General features: G+C 42.0%; 18 protein-coding genes and 2 pseudogenes. 10 read left to right on the top strand and 10 right to left on the bottom strand.

Annotation, left to right across the window (positions count from 1 at the left end; translation table 11 throughout):
* Positions 1–289: 289 nt before the first annotated feature.
* Together sfnG and WA1_RS33550 are read left to right on the top strand one after the other, a co-directional pair.
* The gene (gene sfnG / locus WA1_RS33545) at positions 290–1,384 is read left to right on the top strand and encodes a dimethylsulfone monooxygenase SfnG (protein WP_017743673.1); all 1,095 of its coding nucleotides are present in this window, start codon (positions 290–292) and stop codon (positions 1,382–1,384) included.
* 74 nt (positions 1,385–1,458) lie between these two features.
* Positions 1,459–2,664, top strand: coding sequence for an SfnB family sulfur acquisition oxidoreductase (locus WA1_RS33550; protein ID WP_017743672.1), 1,206 nt, complete (start codon positions 1,459–1,461; stop codon positions 2,662–2,664).
* A gap of 76 nt (positions 2,665–2,740) precedes the next feature.
* Here the strand turns inward: WA1_RS33550 and WA1_RS33555 are convergent.
* Positions 2,741–3,028: pseudogene (locus WA1_RS33555) on the bottom strand (2OG-Fe(II) oxygenase family protein); the annotation flags it as partial.
* 149 nt (positions 3,029–3,177) lie between these two features.
* On the bottom strand, positions 3,178–3,879 hold the full coding sequence (locus tag WA1_RS33560) for a GntR family transcriptional regulator (protein WP_017743670.1): 702 nt from the start codon (positions 3,877–3,879) through the stop codon (positions 3,178–3,180).
* A gap of 72 nt (positions 3,880–3,951) precedes the next feature.
* On the opposite strand from WA1_RS33560, the gene WA1_RS33565 reads away from it, so the two are divergent.
* Both WA1_RS33565 and WA1_RS33570 read left to right on the top strand, forming a co-directional pair.
* Positions 3,952–4,791, top strand: coding sequence for an acetoacetate decarboxylase family protein (locus WA1_RS33565; RefSeq protein WP_026134679.1), 840 nt, complete (start codon positions 3,952–3,954; stop codon positions 4,789–4,791).
* Positions 4,792–5,038: 247 nt separating this feature from the next.
* Positions 5,039–5,974 carry a dienelactone hydrolase family protein gene (locus WA1_RS33570; protein WP_017743668.1) on the top strand — a complete coding sequence of 312 codons (936 nt, stop codon included), beginning with the start codon at positions 5,039–5,041 and terminating at the stop codon, positions 5,972–5,974.
* A 97-nt stretch (positions 5,975–6,071) separates the two neighbouring features.
* Here WA1_RS33570 and WA1_RS33575 read toward each other — a convergent pair whose 3' ends face one another.
* From WA1_RS33575 to WA1_RS33595, 5 genes are all read right to left on the bottom strand, one after another.
* Positions 6,072–6,626: a 2OG-Fe(II) oxygenase family protein gene (locus WA1_RS33575; protein WP_272819291.1), complete on the bottom strand. Its 555-nt coding sequence runs from the start codon at positions 6,624–6,626 to the stop codon at positions 6,072–6,074.
* Between the two features lie 91 nt (positions 6,627–6,717).
* Positions 6,718–7,800: a spore photoproduct lyase family protein gene (locus tag WA1_RS33580; RefSeq protein WP_033335211.1), complete on the bottom strand. Its 1,083-nt coding sequence runs from the start codon at positions 7,798–7,800 to the stop codon at positions 6,718–6,720.
* Between the two features lie 258 nt (positions 7,801–8,058).
* Positions 8,059–9,075: an isopenicillin N synthase family dioxygenase gene (locus WA1_RS33585; RefSeq protein ID WP_017743665.1), complete on the bottom strand. Its 1,017-nt coding sequence runs from the start codon at positions 9,073–9,075 to the stop codon at positions 8,059–8,061.
* Positions 9,076–9,342: 267 nt separating this feature from the next.
* The gene (locus WA1_RS33590) at positions 9,343–10,395 is read right to left on the bottom strand and encodes a sulfonate ABC transporter substrate-binding protein (protein ID WP_017743664.1); all 1,053 of its coding nucleotides are present in this window, start codon (positions 10,393–10,395) and stop codon (positions 9,343–9,345) included.
* Between the two features lie 171 nt (positions 10,396–10,566).
* A complete protein-coding gene (locus WA1_RS33595) occupies positions 10,567–11,619 on the bottom strand; it encodes an IS701 family transposase (RefSeq protein WP_066613377.1) in 1,053 nt (350 codons plus the stop codon).
* 136 nt (positions 11,620–11,755) lie between these two features.
* Here WA1_RS33595 and WA1_RS33600 point away from each other — a divergent pair, with 136 nt between their 5' ends.
* From WA1_RS33600 to WA1_RS33625, 6 genes and pseudogenes are all read left to right on the top strand, one after another.
* Positions 11,756–12,457: a class I SAM-dependent methyltransferase gene (locus WA1_RS33600; protein ID WP_066613432.1), complete on the top strand. Its 702-nt coding sequence runs from the start codon at positions 11,756–11,758 to the stop codon at positions 12,455–12,457.
* 74 nt (positions 12,458–12,531) lie between these two features.
* Positions 12,532–13,386 (top strand): ATP-binding cassette domain-containing protein, encoded by an 855-nt coding sequence (locus WA1_RS33605; RefSeq protein ID WP_026134676.1) that lies wholly within the window; start codon positions 12,532–12,534, stop codon positions 13,384–13,386.
* Positions 13,343–14,197, top strand: coding sequence for an ABC transporter permease (locus WA1_RS33610; RefSeq protein ID WP_026134675.1), 855 nt, complete (start codon positions 13,343–13,345; stop codon positions 14,195–14,197). The genes WA1_RS33605 and WA1_RS33610 overlap by 44 nt, the downstream gene beginning before the upstream one ends.
* Before the next feature lie 19 nt (positions 14,198–14,216).
* Positions 14,217–14,763 (top strand): annotated as a pseudogene (locus WA1_RS33615) (MarR family winged helix-turn-helix transcriptional regulator).
* An 89-nt stretch (positions 14,764–14,852) separates the two neighbouring features.
* On the top strand, positions 14,853–16,061 hold the full coding sequence (locus WA1_RS33620; RefSeq protein WP_017743659.1) for a pyridoxal phosphate-dependent aminotransferase: 1,209 nt from the start codon (positions 14,853–14,855) through the stop codon (positions 16,059–16,061).
* Positions 16,062–16,091: 30 nt separating this feature from the next.
* Positions 16,092–16,823 carry a GNAT family N-acetyltransferase gene (locus WA1_RS33625; protein ID WP_017743658.1) on the top strand — a complete coding sequence of 244 codons (732 nt, stop codon included), beginning with the start codon at positions 16,092–16,094 and terminating at the stop codon, positions 16,821–16,823.
* Between the two features lie 569 nt (positions 16,824–17,392).
* Here the strand turns inward: WA1_RS33625 and WA1_RS33630 are convergent.
* The 3 genes from WA1_RS33630 to WA1_RS33640 form a co-directional block, all read right to left on the bottom strand.
* Positions 17,393–18,472 (bottom strand): aliphatic sulfonate ABC transporter substrate-binding protein, encoded by a 1,080-nt coding sequence (locus WA1_RS33630; RefSeq protein ID WP_017743657.1) that lies wholly within the window; start codon positions 18,470–18,472, stop codon positions 17,393–17,395.
* Positions 18,473–18,493: 21 nt separating this feature from the next.
* Positions 18,494–19,294: a molybdate ABC transporter substrate-binding protein gene (gene modA / locus WA1_RS33635; RefSeq protein WP_017743656.1), complete on the bottom strand. Its 801-nt coding sequence runs from the start codon at positions 19,292–19,294 to the stop codon at positions 18,494–18,496.
* A 739-nt stretch (positions 19,295–20,033) separates the two neighbouring features.
* Positions 20,034–20,864 carry an Rpn family recombination-promoting nuclease/putative transposase gene (locus tag WA1_RS33640; protein ID WP_017743655.1) on the bottom strand — a complete coding sequence of 277 codons (831 nt, stop codon included), beginning with the start codon at positions 20,862–20,864 and terminating at the stop codon, positions 20,034–20,036.
* Between the last annotated feature and the right edge of the window lie 8 nt (positions 20,865–20,872).

Here is a 20,872-nt window from a genome sequence, read left to right on the forward strand (position 1 = left end):
TGGTGAACTTACTGTACTTTAGTTTTTAAGTATTAATAAGCACATAAAAAGTTTAAATTTATGGTAATTTTGCTGTATGAGGTTTAGCTAGATTTGCAAGCTCTGAAACTACCTGTAGATTATACTTGCTGCTACTTTTGCCCAGAACTCACGTTATGTTAAGCTGTCGCGCCAAGAAGTAGCACTTGGATTAGATAAAACTGTTAACACTCAACCACGACAACGAGTATTTATGCAATTGAAACGCACACTAGCTTAACAAAATTTTTACAAAATAGAGGTGCGAATTATGGATATTAAGTTTGCGTATTGGGTACCTAATGTGAGTGGGGGATTAGTTGTCAGTAAAATACCCCAGCGCACAGATTGGACTTTTGATTACAATGCTCAACTGGCTCAAACTGCTGAACAAGTGGGATTTGACTATGCCTTAGCACAAGCGCGATTTATTGCCAGCTACGGTGCTGAATATCAATTAGAGGCGCTGACTACAGTAGCTGCTTTAGCACCTGTTACCCAACGATTGAAATTAATTGCCGCAGTTCATCCAGGATTATGGCATCCGGGTGTAGTTGCTAAGATGGGGTCCACAGTTGATTTCATTTCTAATGGTCGCTTTTGTTTGAATGTCGTTAGCGGTTGGTTCAAAGGTGAATTCACGATTTACGGCGAACCGTGGTTAGAACATGATGAACGCTATCGAAGATCTGAGGAATTCATCCGTGTACTCAAAGGTTTGTGGACAGAAGATAATTTCCTCTTCCGGGGTGATTTTTACCGCATTAATGGCGGCTGGGTCAAACCTAGACCAATTAATCAAAATCCACATCCAGAAATTTTCCAAGGAGGTAATTCCAAAGCTGCACGACGCATGGCAGCTCGTGTTTCGGACTGGTATTTCATGAATGGCAACACCATTGAAGGTGTACGAGAGCAGATTCAAGAAGTGTCTGCTCTAGCACGTCAGGAAGGGCGTCAGGTCAAGTTTGGGCTAAATGCCTTTATCTTGGTACGAGACACCGAAAAAGAAGCTTATGATGTGTTGCATGAGATTATTGCCCGTGCAGATAAAGAAGCTGTTGAGGGCTTTGGCGTAGCGGTAAAGCAAGCAGGAGCTTCCACTCATGAAAAAGAGGGAATGTGGGCAAACTCCAATTTTGAAGACTTGGTGCAGTACAACGATGGTTTTAAGTCAGGCTTAATTGGTACAGCAGAACAGGTTGCTGAAAAGATTCGCCAATACTACGAGGTAGGAGTAGACTTGATTCTTGGCGGTTTTCTGCATTATAGCGATGACTTAGCAGCATTTGGTCGTAGTGTGATTCCTCTGGTACACGAGATTGAAACCAATCGTCGTACATCTGACTATTTGGTAAGTGTTTAACGAATTCCTGACAATTCTCCATTCCATAGGCGGTGGGGTAGTTTATCACAACAACACAAGAAAGAAAGGAAGACATGACATTTGTAACTCGTACTCATCAAAAAGCCTTTGTGATTCGTGACGATCGAGAAGCAATTAAAATTGCCCATGAATTAGCAGCTGAATTCGTTAAAGGTGACTCTGAGCGAGATAAGCAAAGACAAATACCCCTCAACGAGGTAAACAAGTACTCTCAAAGTGGACTGTGGGGAATTACAGTTCCTCGGGAATATGGTGGTTCTTTTGTGTCAAATGTGACTTTGGCAGAGGTGACTAAAATTATCTCTGAAGCTGACTCTAGTTTGGGACAAATCCCTCAAAATCACTTGTATATTGTGGAATCCATTCGATTGGATGGTACGGAAGACCAAAAGCGTTTTTTCTTTGACTTGATATTGCAAGGCAAGCGATTTGGCAACGCCTTCTCTGAGATTGGCACTAAATCAGTGAACGACGTACAGACTCGCTTACAAAAGTCTGGCTCTGGATACGTTCTTAACGGACGGAAATTCTACTCTAGCGGAGCATTGGTAGCAGACTGGATTCCGGTGATTGCTCGCAATGATGATGACAAAACAGTCATTGCTATAGTAGAAAGCGGTACACCTGGCTTGACTGTCATTGATGACTGGAGCAGTTTTGGACAGCGAAGTACCGCCAGTGGCACGACTATCATTGAGAATGTACAAGTGTCAGCAGAACAGGTAATTCCTCACTACTTAGCATTTGAACGTCCGACAACCCAAGGACCAATCGCCCAAATTATCCAAGCAGCAGTGGATGTCGGTATCGCCAAAGCAGCTTTGAGAGATACAATTCATTACGTTCGCAATTATACCCGTCCTTGGATTGATTCTACAGTAGAGCATGGCTACGAAGATCCGCTATCTATATATAACGTTGGTCATTTAACGATCCAAGTTCATGCCGCCGAACAACTGCTGCGGCGTTCGGGTGAGTATATCGATCGCGCGATCGCAGACCCAACAGATACTAGTGTGGCAGAGGCTTCAGTTGCTGTTGCTGAAGCAAAAGCACTAGCAACAGAGGCTGCTATTTTAACCACCAACAAGCTGTTTGAGTTAGCCGGAACCAAGTCCACCTTAGAAGAATATAACTTAGATCGCCACTGGCGTAATGCTCGAACTCACACTCTACACGACCCTGTGCGGTGGAAATACTATGCTGTTGGTAATTACTTCCTCAATCAGGTGAATCCACCGCGCCATCCCTGGTTGTGATGAGGAGTGAGGGAGAGAGGGAGTGGGTTTGTCAGTAATCCTTCTGTTGACCAATAACTATGTACCTGAACATATTTTATAGCACTGTTTGGCGCAACTCCGGAAACACTTTAGACATCTTACCTAACAAATAATCTCCGTAAGTTCCGCGAAAGGCATGAACGCTAACTTTATCCCAGCGTTCGTTTTTATCGTTGAGCGCCATCACTGCTTTGAGTTCAATTGGTTTTACTTCAACATTAAAATTGGGGTCAAAGAAGAATGGGAATGACAGACGATGGCGTCTCGACAAATTCAATACGCGATGGGGTGTCGAACGATACAGCCCCCGCGTCATGCGATCAAGCATATCTCCAATATTGCATACAAATGAGTTAAGAACTGCTTTCCAATGCTGCTAGTTCAGGGCTGGTAATTGCTATAGCGCTCTTATGCCACCTCTAAACGATGGAACTATTTCCAGTCTGGTTACAATTAAGGAGAACCACCAGACACGTGTTGTCAAAGGGGAGATTAAATTTTTTTCCTTAAAGTATTACGTAATTGCTGAATTCTGTTTTGCTCTCGTTGTTGGGCGTTTTGAGCTACCGTTTGAGCAGCGCTTTCAAGATGACTTTCAAGGGCTGCGCGTGCATTATCAAAGTTTCCTTGACGACAAGCTTCTAATAATTGCCGATGCTCAAGGTGACACTGTTTTATACTTCCTGCTAAAGGCTGGTTCAAAAAATAAAAGCGGTTGACTACTGTTCGTTGTTGCCCAATTAGTTCCAATAGCTTGGGACGTTCAGCTGGCAAGTAAAGGGCAGTATGAAATGTATCATCCAATTCGCTCCATTGAACTGGATTGGCTTCTCGCTCCATTTGCTCAAGTATTGCTTCGGCACGATCTAATATTAATGGGCTAAGCTTGGGTAGAGCACGGCGTAGTGCATCCACTTCAAGTAAAATACGGATCTCGTAAACCTCTAGAATTTCTTTTGGGTTAAGGTCTGCAACAAAAGCTCCGCGATTGGGGTAAATCACTACTAAACCTTCAGTTTCAAGTTGTTTTAGAGCATCACGTACTGGAATACGACTGACTTTAAACCGAGTGGCAAGTTCTTCTTGACGCAAGGGCTGACCTGGTTCTAGTTCACCTGATTCAATTGCCCCACGTAATACTTCAGCAATAAGTGTAGGTGTAGTAGTTGCTCTATTGGACAAAGGGGTAGACATAATTAAATTGTATACAATGTATTCATGTATCCATGATATACAATAATTATCACACAATAAAGGAGTACCTTTGTGAGTAAAGTATTTGGCTACAGTATGCCCTTCTCTCCTCGTGGTAAGGCTGGGATTGTCGCTTCACCTCCTTGGCATTATGTAGGTAATTTCTTAGCAATTGACTTTTGGGCTAAACCTGAGGCAGTAGAAGCTCTATTGCCTCCAGGGCTTGAACTTTCTTTAACAAACCCTGGACGTTGCACTGCTAATTTCGTGGATTGGCAATTTACTAGTGATGAGGGAGATGAACTCCTCGATCCCATCCGCAGCCAATACCATGAGTTTTTGTTGCTGGTTCATGCTAACTACGAAGGGCAGTCAGTGATGTATTGCCCCTACATTTATGTCGATCAAGATGCTTCACTAATGCGCGGATTAATTCAGGGTTATCCTAAGAAGATTGGTTCAGTGTACACCACTCGTACCTTTAATATTCCTTCCAAAGCCTCGGCCCCCTTAAGATCGGGAGGTGTATTTGCGGGGACATTAGCTGTTAAAGATCGACGATTGGCAGAAGGGGTTGTGCAAATAGAAAATGAAGCTTCAGCACGTCCTGTAGCCGTCTTTGGTAGTGCTCCTGTAATTACCATGCGCCACTTCCCAAGTCTAGAGGCTGGGAGAGAAAACTACCCTGCTGTGTACGAACTGACCAGAGCAAAGCCTGAAGATACAGCTATTTCTGAGATTTGGCAAGGCTCGGCTTCTTTGCGCTTTTACGATACACCTACCGAGGATCTTAAGGAGTTAGAACCTGTTGAAGTCAATGCTGGGTATCGCTATACAATAGCCTTCACTCTTCGCAATAATTGGGTAGTTAAAGATTTGCGAGAAAGTTGTGCATTTCAACATGACACTTGAGCTTGTTTTTATCTCCCTTGTGGAGCATTCTCATAATGAGTGTGTTTGTATCAGTGGAATAACAAGCAATACTAGAAGTAAGTAAAAATCGTGGTTGAGTAATTTATATCTTGCACGAACTTCAAAAACCGGGTTTCTGGAAGAAAAATCAAGGTTATAGTTTGTACCATTGCCAAGTAACCCGGTTTTTTACCTCTGTTGATAAGAATGTAGAATATGATACTTTACATAACCTCACGAGGTTTTTATGAGGGATTCAGAAGACTTTCGCGAAAACCTTCTTAGCTGTCTGGGAGGAGATTGGCCCGAATTTTGTCCGCTCGATCCAGTAATAGAAGACTCAATAGTTCGCAAAGGATATCGAATTGAAAAAGTCACATATCAGGTCGAACTAGGAGAGCGCGTTTCTGCATATGTTCTTATCCCCGATCGCGTGACGTCTAAGTCCCCTGCTCCAGGAATTGCAGTCTGGCATCAGCATAATAACATTTGGACAATAGGCAAGAGTGAACCTGCAGGTTTTATAGGTGACTCAGCACATTTCACAGGTGTAGCCTTAGCACGCGAAGGATATGTTGTACTTTGTCCGGATGCTTTATGCTTTGAGGAACGACAAGATCCTATTCTTCGAGGGGGTGATTTTGAGCGCTTTGTCTTCTTACACTACCTCGTCAATGGGAAGAGTCTTGCTTGGAAGTATATACTGGATATGCGTAGAGCGATTGACTACTTGTGCTCGCGGTCTGATGTCAATGCTGACGCAATAGGTTGCTACGGTCATTCGCTTGGATCTATTTCCACATGGCTTGTTGGTCCATGGGAACCACGACTTAAATGTCTTGTTGGAAATTGTTCGCTACCAACCTACTCAGCAATTCATCGAACTCGTCTTATTACTGGCTTCGCTATTGTTATCCCTGGTTTAAGTCAATACGGAGATACACCGGATATTGCAGCGCTTATTGCTCCTCGTCCTCTACACCTTAACTTTGGCGCAGAGGATAGACACAGTCCAATTATCGAGGTCAGGAAAGCTGTCGAAACTATCAGGAAGGCTTATGAGCAGTATGGGGCGGAGGATAAGTTTACTTACTTTATTGAGGAGAACCAGGGACACGTATTGTCTGAGCGAATGTGGAAGTATGCTCGATCCACACTACTTCAATATTTACCACCAAATTAAATTAGAAATAATCAGGTTTTGAGGGCAGTTTTTTCATTTTAACTTCTTTTTGAAGAACGACCCAGCTTTTTTCTCAAACTATGTACTTCAACATATTTTATAGCACTGTTTGGCGCAACTCCGGAAACACTTTAGACACCTTACCTAATAAATAATCCCCATAAGTTCCACGAAAAGCATGAACGCTAGCCCTATCCCAGCGTTCGTTTTGATCGTCGCTCACCATCACTCCCTTCAGTTCAATTGGTTTTACTTCAACATTAAAATTGGGGTCAAAGAAGAATGGGAATGACAGATGATCGCGTCCCGACAAATTCAATACGCGATGGGGTGTTGAGCGATACAGCCCCCGCGTCATGCGATCGAGCATATCTCCAATATTGCATACAAATGAGCCAGGGATAGGTGGCGCATCTACCCAGCCAGACTTCGACCTGACTTGCAATCCACCTGCATTATCCTGCTTGAGGATAGTTAATACAATAATGTAGAAGAAACCACACTCACGGCATGCTTGTCCAATCTGAGTCGCTACTGTGTATTTGTCACCAGTTCCAGAAACTAGCGCACTGACATCAATGATAGGAACTTGGGAAAACTCTTTGTCTACTGATTGCTGCATTGCGATCGATAAGAGTATCGTTAGGGTCAAAAAGTAATGCTTCTAATTATATTCTTAAGTATGTAGAAAAATACTTGCTCTCAAAGGACAAGTGTAGCCAACTGACTACGTTTGACTCACTCTAAGTCCAATAAAGAGTTTTGGCTTTTGGAAAACGCCGTTGAATCTCATTTTCAAAATAGCGGCGTAAAGTCTTCATTGTGTCAGCTTCATAAACATACTTGGTTCCACCAAACTTATTTCGTTTAACACTGCGGTTTTCCTCATCCATGTCTAGCTTTGATTGAGGATACCAAGTTTGCAAAACTTCTTTTGACCCTGGTGTAAAGCGGTGCGAAATCAGTTCAAAAGTGAGGTCGCAATCAAAATCTAACGCTTCACTTATCTGGTCAAACAAGCGATCGTAAGAGGACTGCCAATCATCTAGAAGCATAATTGGCGCAATGACTAAACCCACAGGGTAACCGCCACCACCTCGCTCATATGGTAATGCTAACCTCCGCAATGCCATAAGTCGTGATGGTACTGATGCAGTCCCTCCCTCAAAACGACCGGAAACAGGAGCAGCATTTATACTCATCCGAAAGCGGGTATGACCGTTGTGCTGCATTTTCAAAAGTTCATCGACTGCATCAAACTTGGATACGCAACGTAAATAGGCGCGTTCGCGAGTTCCAAAATAACGAATGCACTCAGCAAGACTACCTGTGAGATGTTCAATACCCAAAGGATCGGTATAACAGCTCGCTTCATAAGATGTTGCCTTACCTGGTTGCTCGTATGCTGCCAAGTTCTTCAATATTTGAGGTAAGTTAGCAAACACGCGAATAACGGGTGGACCTTGCAAGCTTCCGGCTAGGTAACAGTATTGGCAGTGCGCCGGACAACCTTCTGCAATGTGGAATTGCCAATCAGCTGATGGTGGGATGGGGCTTAGCTTGAAGGAACTGGGTGGAGCCGTCACAACTGCAAGAGTACGCTTGGCGATATCATAAGTTTCACGTTCCGATTCACCACGCAAACCTGTGAGGCGATTTCGTGGTAACTCTTCAATGGGTAAATTGTAAGACTGGAGCCGTTGAAGAATTTGCTGTCCCCAGGGTTCATCAAGAGCAGCTGGTGTAAACAACACTCGTTCTGGCATCCATAATTTCGGTTCTCGTACAGAAGACGTTTTTGGTATTGAAACAGTATTTGCAATCATTTTAATAAGGGAGTGGGGAGTGGGGAGTAGGGAATAGGGGGAAGAAATAAAATATTATTGTGAGTGAATAAATGAAGAGTTTTGACTAATAGTTTTCTTTCTGACATAACTTTATTATAAAGGAGAAAAAAATCATCTTATTTCTGTACTTAGTACGGTTTACCCTAATGAAAAGTAGTGGTTTTCTGTTGTGATTGGTTACTGGTCAATCGCCCATTCCTAATTATTTTTGGAGTCCCTGCTGGAAGGTCTTGAATTTTATAGCACTGTTTGGCGTAACTCTGGAAACACTTTAGACACCTTACTTAACAAATAATTTCCATACGTTCCGCGAAAGGCATGAACGCTAGCCTTATCCCAGCGTTCGTTTTTATCGTCGCACGCCATCACTTCTTCCAGTTCAATTGGTTTTACTTCAACATTAAAATTGGGGTCAAAGAAGAATGGGAATGACAGACGATCGCGTCCCGACAAATTCAATACGCGATGGGGTGTTGAGCGATACAGCCCCCGCGTCATGCGATCAAGCATATCTCCAATATTGCATACAAATGAGCCAGGGATAGGTGGCGCATCTACCCAGCCAGACTTCGACCTGACTTGCAATCCACCTGCATTATCCTGCTTGAGGATAGTTAATACACCGTAATCAGTATGTTCCCCCACACCCCACTGACGTTTCTCCTCAGATAGTGACGGGTTAGGAGGATAGTTAAAAATACGAAATAATATCAGTGGGTCTGTTGTGTAGCGATCGCTAAAGTAAGATTCTTCTAATTCTAGGCTAAGAGCAATACCAGCCATCAGCCTATGTCCTAGTTTAGTCATTGCCTCCATATACTCAAGCACAGTTTTTCCCAATTGCGGAACACTTGATGGAAAAAGGTTACGACCGTGCATTGGGGTATTAGCTCTGACAAGTGGATGGTTTTCCTCAAGTTCTGCACCAAAATATATACCTTCCTTCAAGTCTGGCTTACCTGAGGTCAATTCGCCTCCCACAGGGAAATATCCCCGCCATGCTCTACCACCAACATTCATGCCAATCTCTAGTTTAGTTTCCACATCCTGTTCAAAGAATTGTCGGCTAAAGTGTTCCAGACGTTGCTGCAGTCCTTCATCAACTCCATGCCCAATAATGTAGAAGAAACCACACTCACGGCATGCTTGTCCAATCTGAGTCGCTACTGTGTATTTGTCACCAGTTCCAGAAACTAGCGCACTGACATCAATGATAGGAACTTGGGAAAACTCTTTGTCTACTGATTGCTGCATTGCGATTGATAAGAGTATCGTTAGAGTCAAAAAGTAATGCTTCTAATTATATTCTTAAGTTTGTAGAAAAATACTTGCTCTAAAAGGACAAGTGTGGGAGACTGTACTTAAAGTACGATAACTTGATTAAATTACCGTACTTTTTATTGCGGCTGAACGGGTAATTTTGGATCGGTGGGAAGGATAGACAGTATAAAGTTATCCCCCTACCTTTCCTCTCTTTACTTTACTGAGTATTGACACTTATATCCTTTCCGCTTGTTATTTTTAACTACCTTGCCAAACAATGTCTTTGACAACAACTTGTTTTGGCAATAGCTTGATTTTGTAGAAAACATCAGCTACTTGCTGTTGTCCGGCGATGACTTCTTTTGTTATCGGTAGCACCCCATATTTGCGCCGCTTTTCTGCTACCTCCAATACAACAGCATCAATACCCAATTCTGGAGAGAGAAATTTCGCAACATCCGTAGGATTCTTTTGCGCCCAGTCACTGATTTTTTTCACCTGAGCAAGAACTGTTTTCAACGCTAATGGTTGCTTCTGAACAAAAGATTTGGCTGCAAGATAATAACCACGATTCGATACGAGTCCCGTTCCATCAGTTAGAGTTCGTGCGCCTGTCGCAGCTTGAGCAGCAACCAAATAGGGGTCCCAAATAGCCCACGCTTCCACATTATTACCCTCAAAAGCTGCACGAGCATCGGGAGGTGTGAGAAAAGCTGGCTTGATATCGCTATACTTTAATCCTGCTTTTTCTAATGCTTTTACGACTAGGTAGTTAGTATTTGAGCCTTTTGCAAAAGCCACTCTTTTCCCTTTAAGATCCGCTACAGTTTTAATAGGTGAATTTTTCCGCACAACGATCGCTTCTGCTTTCGGACTCCAAGGATCGTAAGCAACGTAAACCAAGGGAGTACCTGCGGCTTGGGCAAATATAGGCGGTGATTCACCAGTGTATCCAAAATCAATACTTCCAGCATTCATAGCCTCTAACATCGGCGGACCGGCTGGAAATTCTGTCCATGTCACTTTAGCACCAGCAGCCAAAGCTTTCTCCAAATCTTTTTTTGCCTTCATGGCATTGAGAATAGTTGCTGCTTTTTGATAGCCAATACGAACCACAACGTCTTGACTTGCTGGATTCTGTGCTAGCGTCAGCGGAGCGTTACCTGTGTTGGTGGGAGAAAAAACAAAGACAGCAAGACTCAGGCTTAGCCCCAGCGTCAAGAATAAAACAAATCTACGAACTCTAGATAGTCTCTGCAATAAGCTACTAAAAATTCCCAAATATCTGACTGGCAAGAGCTTTGTCAACATATATTGTGCTTTTACCTTTAATATTAAAACCTATATTACGGTAAACTTAACCAATTACCGTATTTAAATTGTTGAGATAATATTCACATGAATAAGCGACAAAAGCAAGATCGAGAAACAATCGCTCTATTAAGAAGTGTTACATTTGATGACGAGCTATGATAGCAGGACTTACGCATTGACAGAAAATTGACTATGTGCATTCAAGCCTACCTGTTGTTTAAGGTGTTCTAGAATGAAGTCACGAGCTACGTGAAGAGACAAATTTCTCTGGACTTCGTACCAGTTTTCAATTAACTCTTCTATTCTCATTAATTCTAATTGGGTAAAGGCGCGGATAGCACTAAAAAAGTGAGTTCTAATTGCCGCAGATGTCCTCACCATAAATCGCTCAATTCCACACACTTGTTTAATAGCTCGATGGTAGCATTCAATTCCCCAATGAATTGAATGTAATTCTTTAAACTCTGCCATAGATATTGAAAAAAGTGCATCGAGGTCAGGTACATACATGATGTAATATCTGTGAGCTTCGTTTTTGAAATCTCTCCGAAATACTTTCACTTGCCCAAACTTTTTCAGATACACTATTAAACCAGTTTCGGGAATTTCTAGATTTTGGACTTGGATAAAATTTTTACCATCGACTGAACAGGAACGATTTTTAGCTATCCCAGTTAAAAACCCTAATTCCTGGTTTTTTAGGAACTTCAAGTTTTTCTGACTGGAATACCAAGCATCAGTAGTCACTATCTTTGGCTCCAATCCCCACTCCAAAACCTCAGTAATCATTTCTCGTAAGTAGTCATTTTTTGTTTTACCATCTTGTTTGTTATAAATGCGATAATTTACTGGTACAGACTTACCCGACACATCGGTGTAATACAAGGTAATTAGCTGAATTCCTTTGACTGTACGATGATGCCGTCCCGAATAAAAATAACCAATTAACTCTGTTAATTTTTCACTATGAGCCTTGTCAATTACCGTATCGTCTCCACTTAATGTGCCACCTACCAAATTGATATGCGGCTTAACTTCATTAAACAAATCTAATGGTTCATACTGCTCACGTAACAAAAATCTGTTGACACTATCATGAGACAAATCTTCCATGATTTCTGCTAAACGTGTGCAGCCTGGATATTTCGATTCCGCCAGTAAAAACAGAGTGTAAGTGTTTAAATCGCATTTGGCCGTGGATGGCTTGGTAGTTACTCTAATTGCCCATACCCTCAATCGAGACAAGATAAATTATCCATCTTTCCAGTCTCCTACGGACTAGCGTAGGCGTAGCTCGCCGTAGGCATCGCCGATGTTTTTCGGTTTTTTATTACTGCATTTATTGTCTCATTTGTCAATGCGTAAGTCCTGGATAGATAAAATTATTCAACAGCAAATAGCCTACTACAATGCGAGAGCAAACGAATACGATGAATGGTTCAAAAGACTTGGACGCTACGATCGCGGTACAGAAATAAATCAGCGTTGGTTCAATGAAGTTGCTGTAGTGAAAAATGCACTGTACCAGATTGGCACAGTAGAAACTGCCTTAGAATTAGCTTGTGGTACAGGTATTTGGACACAGGAACTTTTAAAGCTTGGTAAGCGGATTACTGCACTTGACGCCTCACAAATGTGTATTGAAATTAATCGTAGCAAGTTAAGTGCTGCTACTAACGTCGAATATCGACAAGTCGATCTATTTACCTGGGAACCAGATACAGAATATGATTTAGTCTTTTTCTCTTTTTGGTTATCTCATGTACCACCAGAATTGCTCGATTCATTTTTAGCAAAAGTTTATAAATCAGTACGTGTTGGTGGAAAATTATTTATCATTGATTCCCGTTTTGAGCCAACATCAACAGCCAAAAATCATGTGCTGATTCATGACAGTAACATTTATATTAAACGGAAGTTAAATGATGGACAAGAATTTCAAATTGTGAAAATTTTCTACCAGCCCGAACAGTTATTAGATAAATTGATACAAGCTGGATTTAATGCCGAAGTCAAATTGACTGATAACTATTTTATCTATACCTATGGAGATAAGTAGGAAGCGAACACTCTTGACTTCCCGGACATATATTGAGATGCTAATATTTAGAACAACTAAATATATTTAACCTTGTGATGAGATTGACGGGAAAAACTGAGCGCTCAGAAAAGCCTGCAAGCGCTTCTAGACAGAGCATTTTAGAAACCCAAGGGCTCACGCGCCGCTTTGACAAGTTCACAGCGGTTGATGCCGTGAGTATATCCGTAGCACCTGGTGAAGTTTTTGGCTTGCTTGGTCCTAATGGGGCGGGCAAAAGTACAGTGATTAAGATGTTGACGACACTGTTACCACCCAGCTTTGGGCGAGCAACGTTAGCTGGCTATGATGTGACTCATCAACCCGATGCAGTCAGAAGGGTTATTGGTTATGTACCTCAAGCTCTTTCTGCTGATGGCAGTCTCACAGGCTATGAAAATCTCTTAATCTTTGCCAAGCTATATGACATCCCATCTGGGCGACGAGAACAACGCATCCGTGATATGTTGGCTTTTATGGGTTTGCAAGAAGCTGCCCATCGTCTGGTCAGAAATTATTCTGGTGGGATGATTCGCAAGTTGGAAATTGCCCAATCAATCTTGCATCGACCTTTGGTTTTGTTTCTTGATGAACCAACAGTAGGACTCGATCCAATTGCCCGCAGCCAGGTATGGAATCTTGTGCAACAACTCTGTGCTGACTATGGCACAACCATATTTTTAACAACCCACTTTTTAGAAGAAGCTGATAGTCTGTGCAACCGAGTGGTAATTATGAATCGGGGAAAAGAGATTGTGACTGGTTCACCTACAGAGTTAAAAGCTGCTCTGGGTAAACCAAACGCAAGTTTGGATGATGTTTTTATTCACTATACAGGGCATGAATTAGTATCGGGAGTTAGTTATCATGACACAGCAACAACCAGACGTAATGCTCAACGATTGGGATAAACCACGTCCGACTCGTCGAGGCAATTTTATTTTTGCGATCGCTGAACTAGCCAGCAAAACCCTTGTTGTCGCTGAACTAGAAGTGCGTAAACTTCGCCACGATCCCAGCGATCTAATCATACGAGGTGTACAGCCTGCGTTATGGCTTCTTATCTTTGGACAAGTCTTCACCCGCATTCGTGCTATTCCTACAGGAAACTTATCCTATTTAGATTTCATGACTCCTGGTATTCTTGCTCAGAGCGTGCTATTTGTGGCAATTTTAACTGGTGGTATGACACTAATTTGGGAGCGAGATTTAGGAATTGTGCATAAATTACTCGCTAGCCCCATACCCCGTGCGGCGTTGGTGTTGGGTAAAGCCGTTGCTTGTGGAGTAAGGAGTTTATCACAGATAGTGATTATTTATGGATTAGGACTGCTGTTAGGTGTTAAAGTTAACCTGAATGGATTAGCTTTACTCCAAGTCGTGGTAATTGTGCTATTGGGAGCGGGTTGTTTTTGTGTGTTTTCACTCATTATTGGTTGTCTTGTAAAAAACCGAGAACGGTTTACGGGAATTGGACAATTGATTACAATGCCTTTGTTCTTTGCCAGTAATGCCATCTATCCCCTGTCACTGATGCCAAGTTGGTTACAATTCCTAGCCCTAGTCAATCCCTTAACATATCAGGTTGATGCTTTGCGAGGTATAATGCTGACAAATGGCTCTAGCTTATACGGATTTGGTTTGGACTGTACGATTCTCTTGCTAACATTAGTAGGCTTAACAATCATTTGTGGAAGACTTTATCCACGGGTGGCGATGTAATTGGGAGAACAATAGTCCTATGAAGCTCGATAAACCTTTTCAAGGCGCAACTTCCTTTGAATGTGCAGCCAGAGTGATGGAGACAATCCCACTATTGATGCGGTTTATTCGAGCGGATATGCGTACTCATAGTGGGGACTCTCTGTCCATACCTCAGCTGCGATCGCGAAGCACAAGCCGTACCCGGCTTATCGCTCGCATTTCTCAATCGCAATCCGGGAGCGTCATTATCGGAGTTAGCAGAGCATCTAGGTGTCACCTGTGCTACAGCATCAACAACAACAGAACGACTAGTACAACGCACTTTGGTACAACGTAGCGATCATCCTGAGGAGCGACGACGAGTCGTTCTTAATTTAACTAAGGAAGGAAAGCAGCTTTTCGAGCAATCAACGGACAAAACTCGCGTTCATATTGCTGACATTCTAGAAAGTTTAACACCAGAACGAATATCACAAATTGAAGAAAGTTTAACTTTACTTAAAAATGTCTTTGACCAAACAGAAGTTAAAAACGCTCCCATTAGCGTCCCTCGTGAAGTCCGTACTGAAGGAAAACAGAGCTAGGATTTCTCTCCAGTTGAAGCGAGTGTTTTCTTATGTTAAGTGTCAATACTACTATATACTGTAAATCGACCAATTTAACGTAAATTTTTATGAATGGAGGAATCAGCGTGACTCAGACAGGAAAGCAGAAAATTTCCCAGAAGGCAAACCAGTTTACAGAGTCAGTCATTCGCGAAATGACCAGAGTTGCATTACAATACAATGCTGTGAATTTAGCGCAAGGATTTCCTGATTTTCCATGTCCACCTGAGTTAAAACGAGCAGCCTGTGCAGCAATTGAGGAAGACGTTAATCAGTACGCTATTACTTGGGGGGATAAAGCTTTCCGCCACGCGATCGCGGAAAAAGTCCATTGGTATTTGGGATTGAATGTCGATCCTGAACGACAAATGACTGTGACTTGTGGTTCAACAGAAGCAATGGCTGCGGTAATGCTGGCTACTTTGAATCCTGGTGATGAAGTGATAGTGTTTGAGCCATATTACGAAAACTACGGTCCCGATGCAGTTTTGGCTAGTGCAACGCCTCGTTATGTGTCACTGCATCCACCTGAGTGGACATTTGATGAAGCAGAATTACGCAACAGCTTCAATGAACATACGAAAGCCATTATTATTAATACGCCCCATAACCCAACTGGCAAAGTCTTTACTCGTGAAGAACTAACCCTAATTGCTGAACTTTCTCAAAAGTGGGATGTGCTAGTCTTTACAGATGAAATATACGAACACATTCTCTATGATGGAACACAGCACATTGCAATGGCAACTCTGCCTGGAATGTTTGAGCGAACTGTCACTATCAATGGTCTTTCCAAAACCTACAGTGTAACTGGTTGGCGAGTCGGCTACATTTTAGCCAATTCAGAATTAACAGGAGCAATTCGCAAAGTTCATGATTTTCTTACTGTTGGCGCACCCGCACCCTTGCAAAGGGCTGGAGTAGCGGCGATGCAGCTTCCTGTTAGCTACTACGAAGAACTGGCAAAGCTTTATCACCAAAAACGAGATAATATTCTGCAAATACTGGATGCGGTGGGAATTCCCTATTTTGTTCCTCAAGGAGCCTACTACGTGTTTGCTGACATTTCGGACTTTGGTTACAAAAACGATGTGGAATTCACTGAATCTTTAATTAAAGAAATTGGTGTGGCGGTGGTTCCCGGTTCTAGCTTTTTCGCACAATCAGAGAAGGGCAAGAAATTCATTAGATTTTGTTTTAGTAAGAAACCCGAAACTTTAGCAAAGGCAGGAGAGCGTTTATTGAAATTACAATCAATTCTACAAGCTGTAAACTGAGTAAAAAGAAAGCTGGGTTTGGGTATTTCAATGTATAGACTAGTTGAAGAAATATCGCTGAAAGCATGGCCTGCTTTTGAAACGATTGACCATCACGATTGGCTGATACGTTTTGCAGATGGTTACACCAAGCGAGCCAATTCAGTGACAGTTCTAGATCGAGTCGGCTCGAACATTGAAGAGAAGATAAACTACTGTGAGTCTCAGTATCGCGAACGCAGACAAAAGCCCATTTTTCGTTTGCTTTCATTTACTAACCCATTGATGTTGGATAACAAGCTAGCTGCTAGAGGTTATCAACTCGTTGACCCAACTTTAGTCATGGGTCTTGCATTATCAGATCAATTATTTGATGATGTATCCGTTCCCAGCCAGGAAAGTCTTAGCGATTGGTTAGTTGCCTATGATGACTTACAAGCTTCAGGAGAGCAGCTATCGACTATCCATCACATGATATTGACAGCAATCCAAGCAGAAACCCTGTTGGCATCATCCAGACAAGATGGAAAAATCGTTGCCTGCGGGTTAGGTGTTTTAGAAAGTAATTATTTAGGCATTTTTGACCTGATTACAAGTCCAATGCAACGGAGGCGCGGCTATGCAAAGGCGATTATTCAGGGATTGCTCCAGTGGGGTATCAATAAAGGAGCTTGTTTTTCTTACATCCAGGTCGTGAAGGCGAATATTCCAGCGTGCAACTTGTATGAAAAACTCGGTTATAAACCAATGTATGAGTACTGGTATAGAGTAGGCTATCTTTAACAACACACCACATTATAACAATCCTAAATCATTTGTAAAATCTCCTCTTTCTTCCCTCTGCGTTCTCTGCGCCTCTGCGGTTTATTCAAAAAAAGTAATTTTTACAATTCAAATAGGATTGCTACATAACCGATGCGTCCTGCGACTGGTTGAATGTCAAAGTAGTTAGAACTCATGTGTTTGTGTCTCCAAGGTAGTTCGTACTTGTCCTGTTCTAGAACACCATTTGTGCTTTAACTACGGTTTATTTATTGATTAACAGATGTATGTATATCATAATTGCATTACCTCAGTTGCAAGACAAGTCTTTAGCAAACAAAATATACGTTATTCTTAATTTACATTTGTCTAAAGTTTAGCTCATCTAACTGTTTTTACTCGATTGAAGGTTGGGGACTGTGGTAACAATACCATTACTCCCGTTTCTGGGCTTCATTTCTCTTCCGCTTAAAACGAACCCCAAAATGCTTACCACTATTAAACCTAGAAGTGCAATTGGGTGTAGCATTGCTTGAGATTTTCATACTGTTAATCAGCAACGCCTTAAATTTGAATAGCGCTAAAGAATGCTATTTTTGACTGATTGTTGACGGAGTAAGTGCTGCATACTGTTCAGGTGTCAGCATAGCTTCCTGAACATTCAAAGGTTTAGGCAACAAACCATTTTTATAGAAATAATCTGCGATCCTCTGTTGTTCCTTGATTAAATTTGGGGAAATAGCTCTTAATCCGTAGCCGCGACGGCTGATAAACGAGTCCATCACGTCCGGCGGTAGTTTCTGATACGGCATAATGAGCTTTGCAGTTTCTTTGGGATGCGCCTCAGCCCAACGCTCAATTTTATCAATCTCCTCAATGACTATTCGCAGCAGTTCAGGATTGTCAATTGCAAACCGCTTTGCCCCGATATAATATCCACCAGGTGAATCAAGCCCTTGGGCATTCCTAAGAATTCGTGCCTTACCCAATTTTTCAGCCCGAGCTAGATGGGGATCGCTAGTTACCCAAACGCCAATTTTCCCTTCTAGAAATGCACTACTAGCTTCTACGTTAGGTATACTCAGAACTTGAATATCACTATATTTCAAGCCTACATCTTCCAAAGCTCTAATGATGAAGTAGTGAGACGCAGAGGCTTTTTGGAAAACGACTTTTTGCCCTTTGATATCCTTGACACTCTTGATAGGGGAATCTGGAGGGACGGCGATCGCACTCCTTCTACCATCACTTCGCCGACCAACAACATAAGCGATCTGAGCACCAGCCGCTTGGGCGAAGATGGGAGGAGTTTCGCCAACATTCCCCAAGTCTATTTTGCCAACATTCATAGCTTCCATCAACTGCGGACCTTGGGCAAATTGTGCCCACTCCACCTTAATACCCAAGGGTTCCAGACGCTTTTCCAAGACTTTCGTTACCCTGACTAAATCGCCCGCTTGTTGATACCCCATGCGAAGAACTTTGGTCTTAATTTCAGATTTCTGATTGTCTGCTACTTGATTAGCAGAAGATTGGTTTAGTGCTTTTTGGCTTTCTTGCGTACAACTGATTAATGTTAATGAAGTTGCAAAAGTTAACAATCCTGGCACCAAGAGCAGTGTAAAGCGATGGAATATTTTGAAATATTGAGGTTTGACTGTAGCGACCATAAGTTTTTTGTTGATGAACAATTATTTGACATTCACAATAAATCCATATTTTTTGAGTACAACCTTAGCTTGCTCGCTAGACAAAAACTTGATAAACTCCTTAGCAGCTTCGACATTTGAACTGTTTTTGAGCACTGCTACAGGATAAATAATGGGGGAATAAAATTTTCCATCAGCAGCAACAGCGACTTTTACCTTATTAGAGACTTTAGCATCGGTAGCGTAACCTAGACCTGCATCAGCATTACCACTTTCTACTGACGCCAAAACTTGACTAACTTTATCCACATAGACGAGTTTGGGCTTAACCTTCTCAAAAATACCCAACTTCTTAAAAACTTGCTTTGCATATCGTCCAGAGGGGACATTTTTCGGCTCTCCGATCGCGATTTTCTTGACTTTAGGGTCTGCCAAGGTATAGAAGCTGGTAATGCCAACAGAATGACTCTTAGGCACTATCAAAACTAGACGGTTATTTGCCATGATGCCACGTGTTTTTGGAACCAGCATCCCTTTTTCTTCCAAAGCATCTACTTGGTTTTTGGCAGTAGAAATATAGATATCAGATGGCGCACCCTTCTCTATCTGTTGTTGCAATGCACCAGACGCTCCGAAGTTATAACTAATGTTAATATTTGGTTGAGTTTGTTGATACAGAGGCTTGATTTCATCCAAGGGTTCTTTTAAAGAAGCTGCTGCAGATACGACTAAGTTAGTGTTTGACTGTGCGACTACAACAGTGGGGGTAACCAACCGAAAGCCAACTGCAAAAAGCCCGCTAGTAATAGCTGCAGTACTTAAAACAAGAATTGGTCTTTTCATTCTTTTATTAAAAAAGTTGATAGAGATAGAGTTGTTTATCGGTAGAAGCTTACCAACAGAGACAGAAAAAAGGTAGTATTAACCAACACAATTTTTGGTTAGAATGTTTGACAAGTTAAGTCTTTTCAAGGAGTCAATGAAATAGTGACTACTAACGAAAATGTTTCCCCTATATCTATAGGTATAGTGAAGATAATGCGGCAAAAGCTAATTTACGTGAAGTACAGAAACGCTTGTCGTTGCTGCAAAGTGGCAGCCGTTCTGAAGATATTGTACAGATGCATTCACAGTGCAAGGTACGATTTCGTGCCAGTTTTGACCCCTCCCTAACCCTCCCCTTACCCATATTTCTCACGCTTCGTTGCGATACTTCTACGGAGTTACTGCGTGAACTCTATTATCAAAACCTCTATCCAGCTTAAAGGTTGAGCGTTTTATAGCAAGTGCAAATCACGACAGTACGTTGACGGGGTATTTTATCTCAAGTCTAAATGGCATAAGTATTTTGGGCAAGTCGTCTAAATGTTTGTAAGAAATCCGGGTTTAAGATTTAGTATTCCTTTTTACCTCGACATCGTTACAAATTCAAAAACTATTTGCCCCTGGTAAAGGGGGTTGGGGGATCTATTCTCATTTAACAACAGATCTAATTCTCATACTTTAAGTAGAGCGATCGCCAAAAGCCAAAGATATTTTTCACTAGCACTTCAACCAATACTTCTCAATAAGTGCCAGTCATTTAATTCCCAAGCGCTTCTAAAGTCGCCTGTAAATCTGCCACACTGGTAAAATCTAACAGTGCCTCGCCAAGATTTTCTAATTGTTCTAGGGAGAGAGTTTCAACACGTTCACGCACTTGTTGCGGTAATTCTCCTACCCGTCGAGTTAAGAGACGGAAAATGAGGGATAGCGCTTCTTCTTGCTTAATTTCCCGGTAAACTCGCGTTTCCTTGATTGTAATTCCTAACATCGATTCAACCTCCTTTCGGCTTAATTTTTCAAACTTGTATACCATGATTGTCGTCACTAGTTCTATTATGGCGCGACTTGTGGTTTCGGGCTGCTCAACAGAAGAACGCTCAAGCAAATATCTGGCTTCAGAGGGTGCTTTTTCTTCTTCTACCGTAGTTAATACCATCAACGCAACCCATAAAGGTAGTTGACGAATATCTCCCAACTCATCTAAATAGATCCGATGTACTTGGTTGCCATTGAGCTGGGTTCGATGGGGATAAATATCACTTTGTTCGATACTGCGTGATGGATAAATGATGACTGCTTGCCAATCACTGAATCTGTCACGGTTACGATAAAAATACAGTGAAGATTCTGCAAATACCCGTTCATATAGCCTTTCATCCTTCTGGAACTGCACCTCACAAAAATACACAACACCCGGACTTTCATTTTCGGGTGGTAAAAATACCCCGTCAATTTCAAATTTGGGTTCTTTGACGGCTACCGAGTCAAATTTGTATTCACCTGCATTTCTTGGGGGATTTGTCAATAGTTCAAATACCAGTGTGGGTGATTGTTGAAACAGTTTATAAAATATCGAGTCTCGCCGCATGAAGCATT

The organism is Scytonema hofmannii PCC 7110, from assembly GCF_000346485.2.
GTDB classification, from domain to species: Bacteria; Cyanobacteriota; Cyanobacteriia; order Cyanobacteriales; family Nostocaceae; genus Scytonema; species Scytonema hofmannii.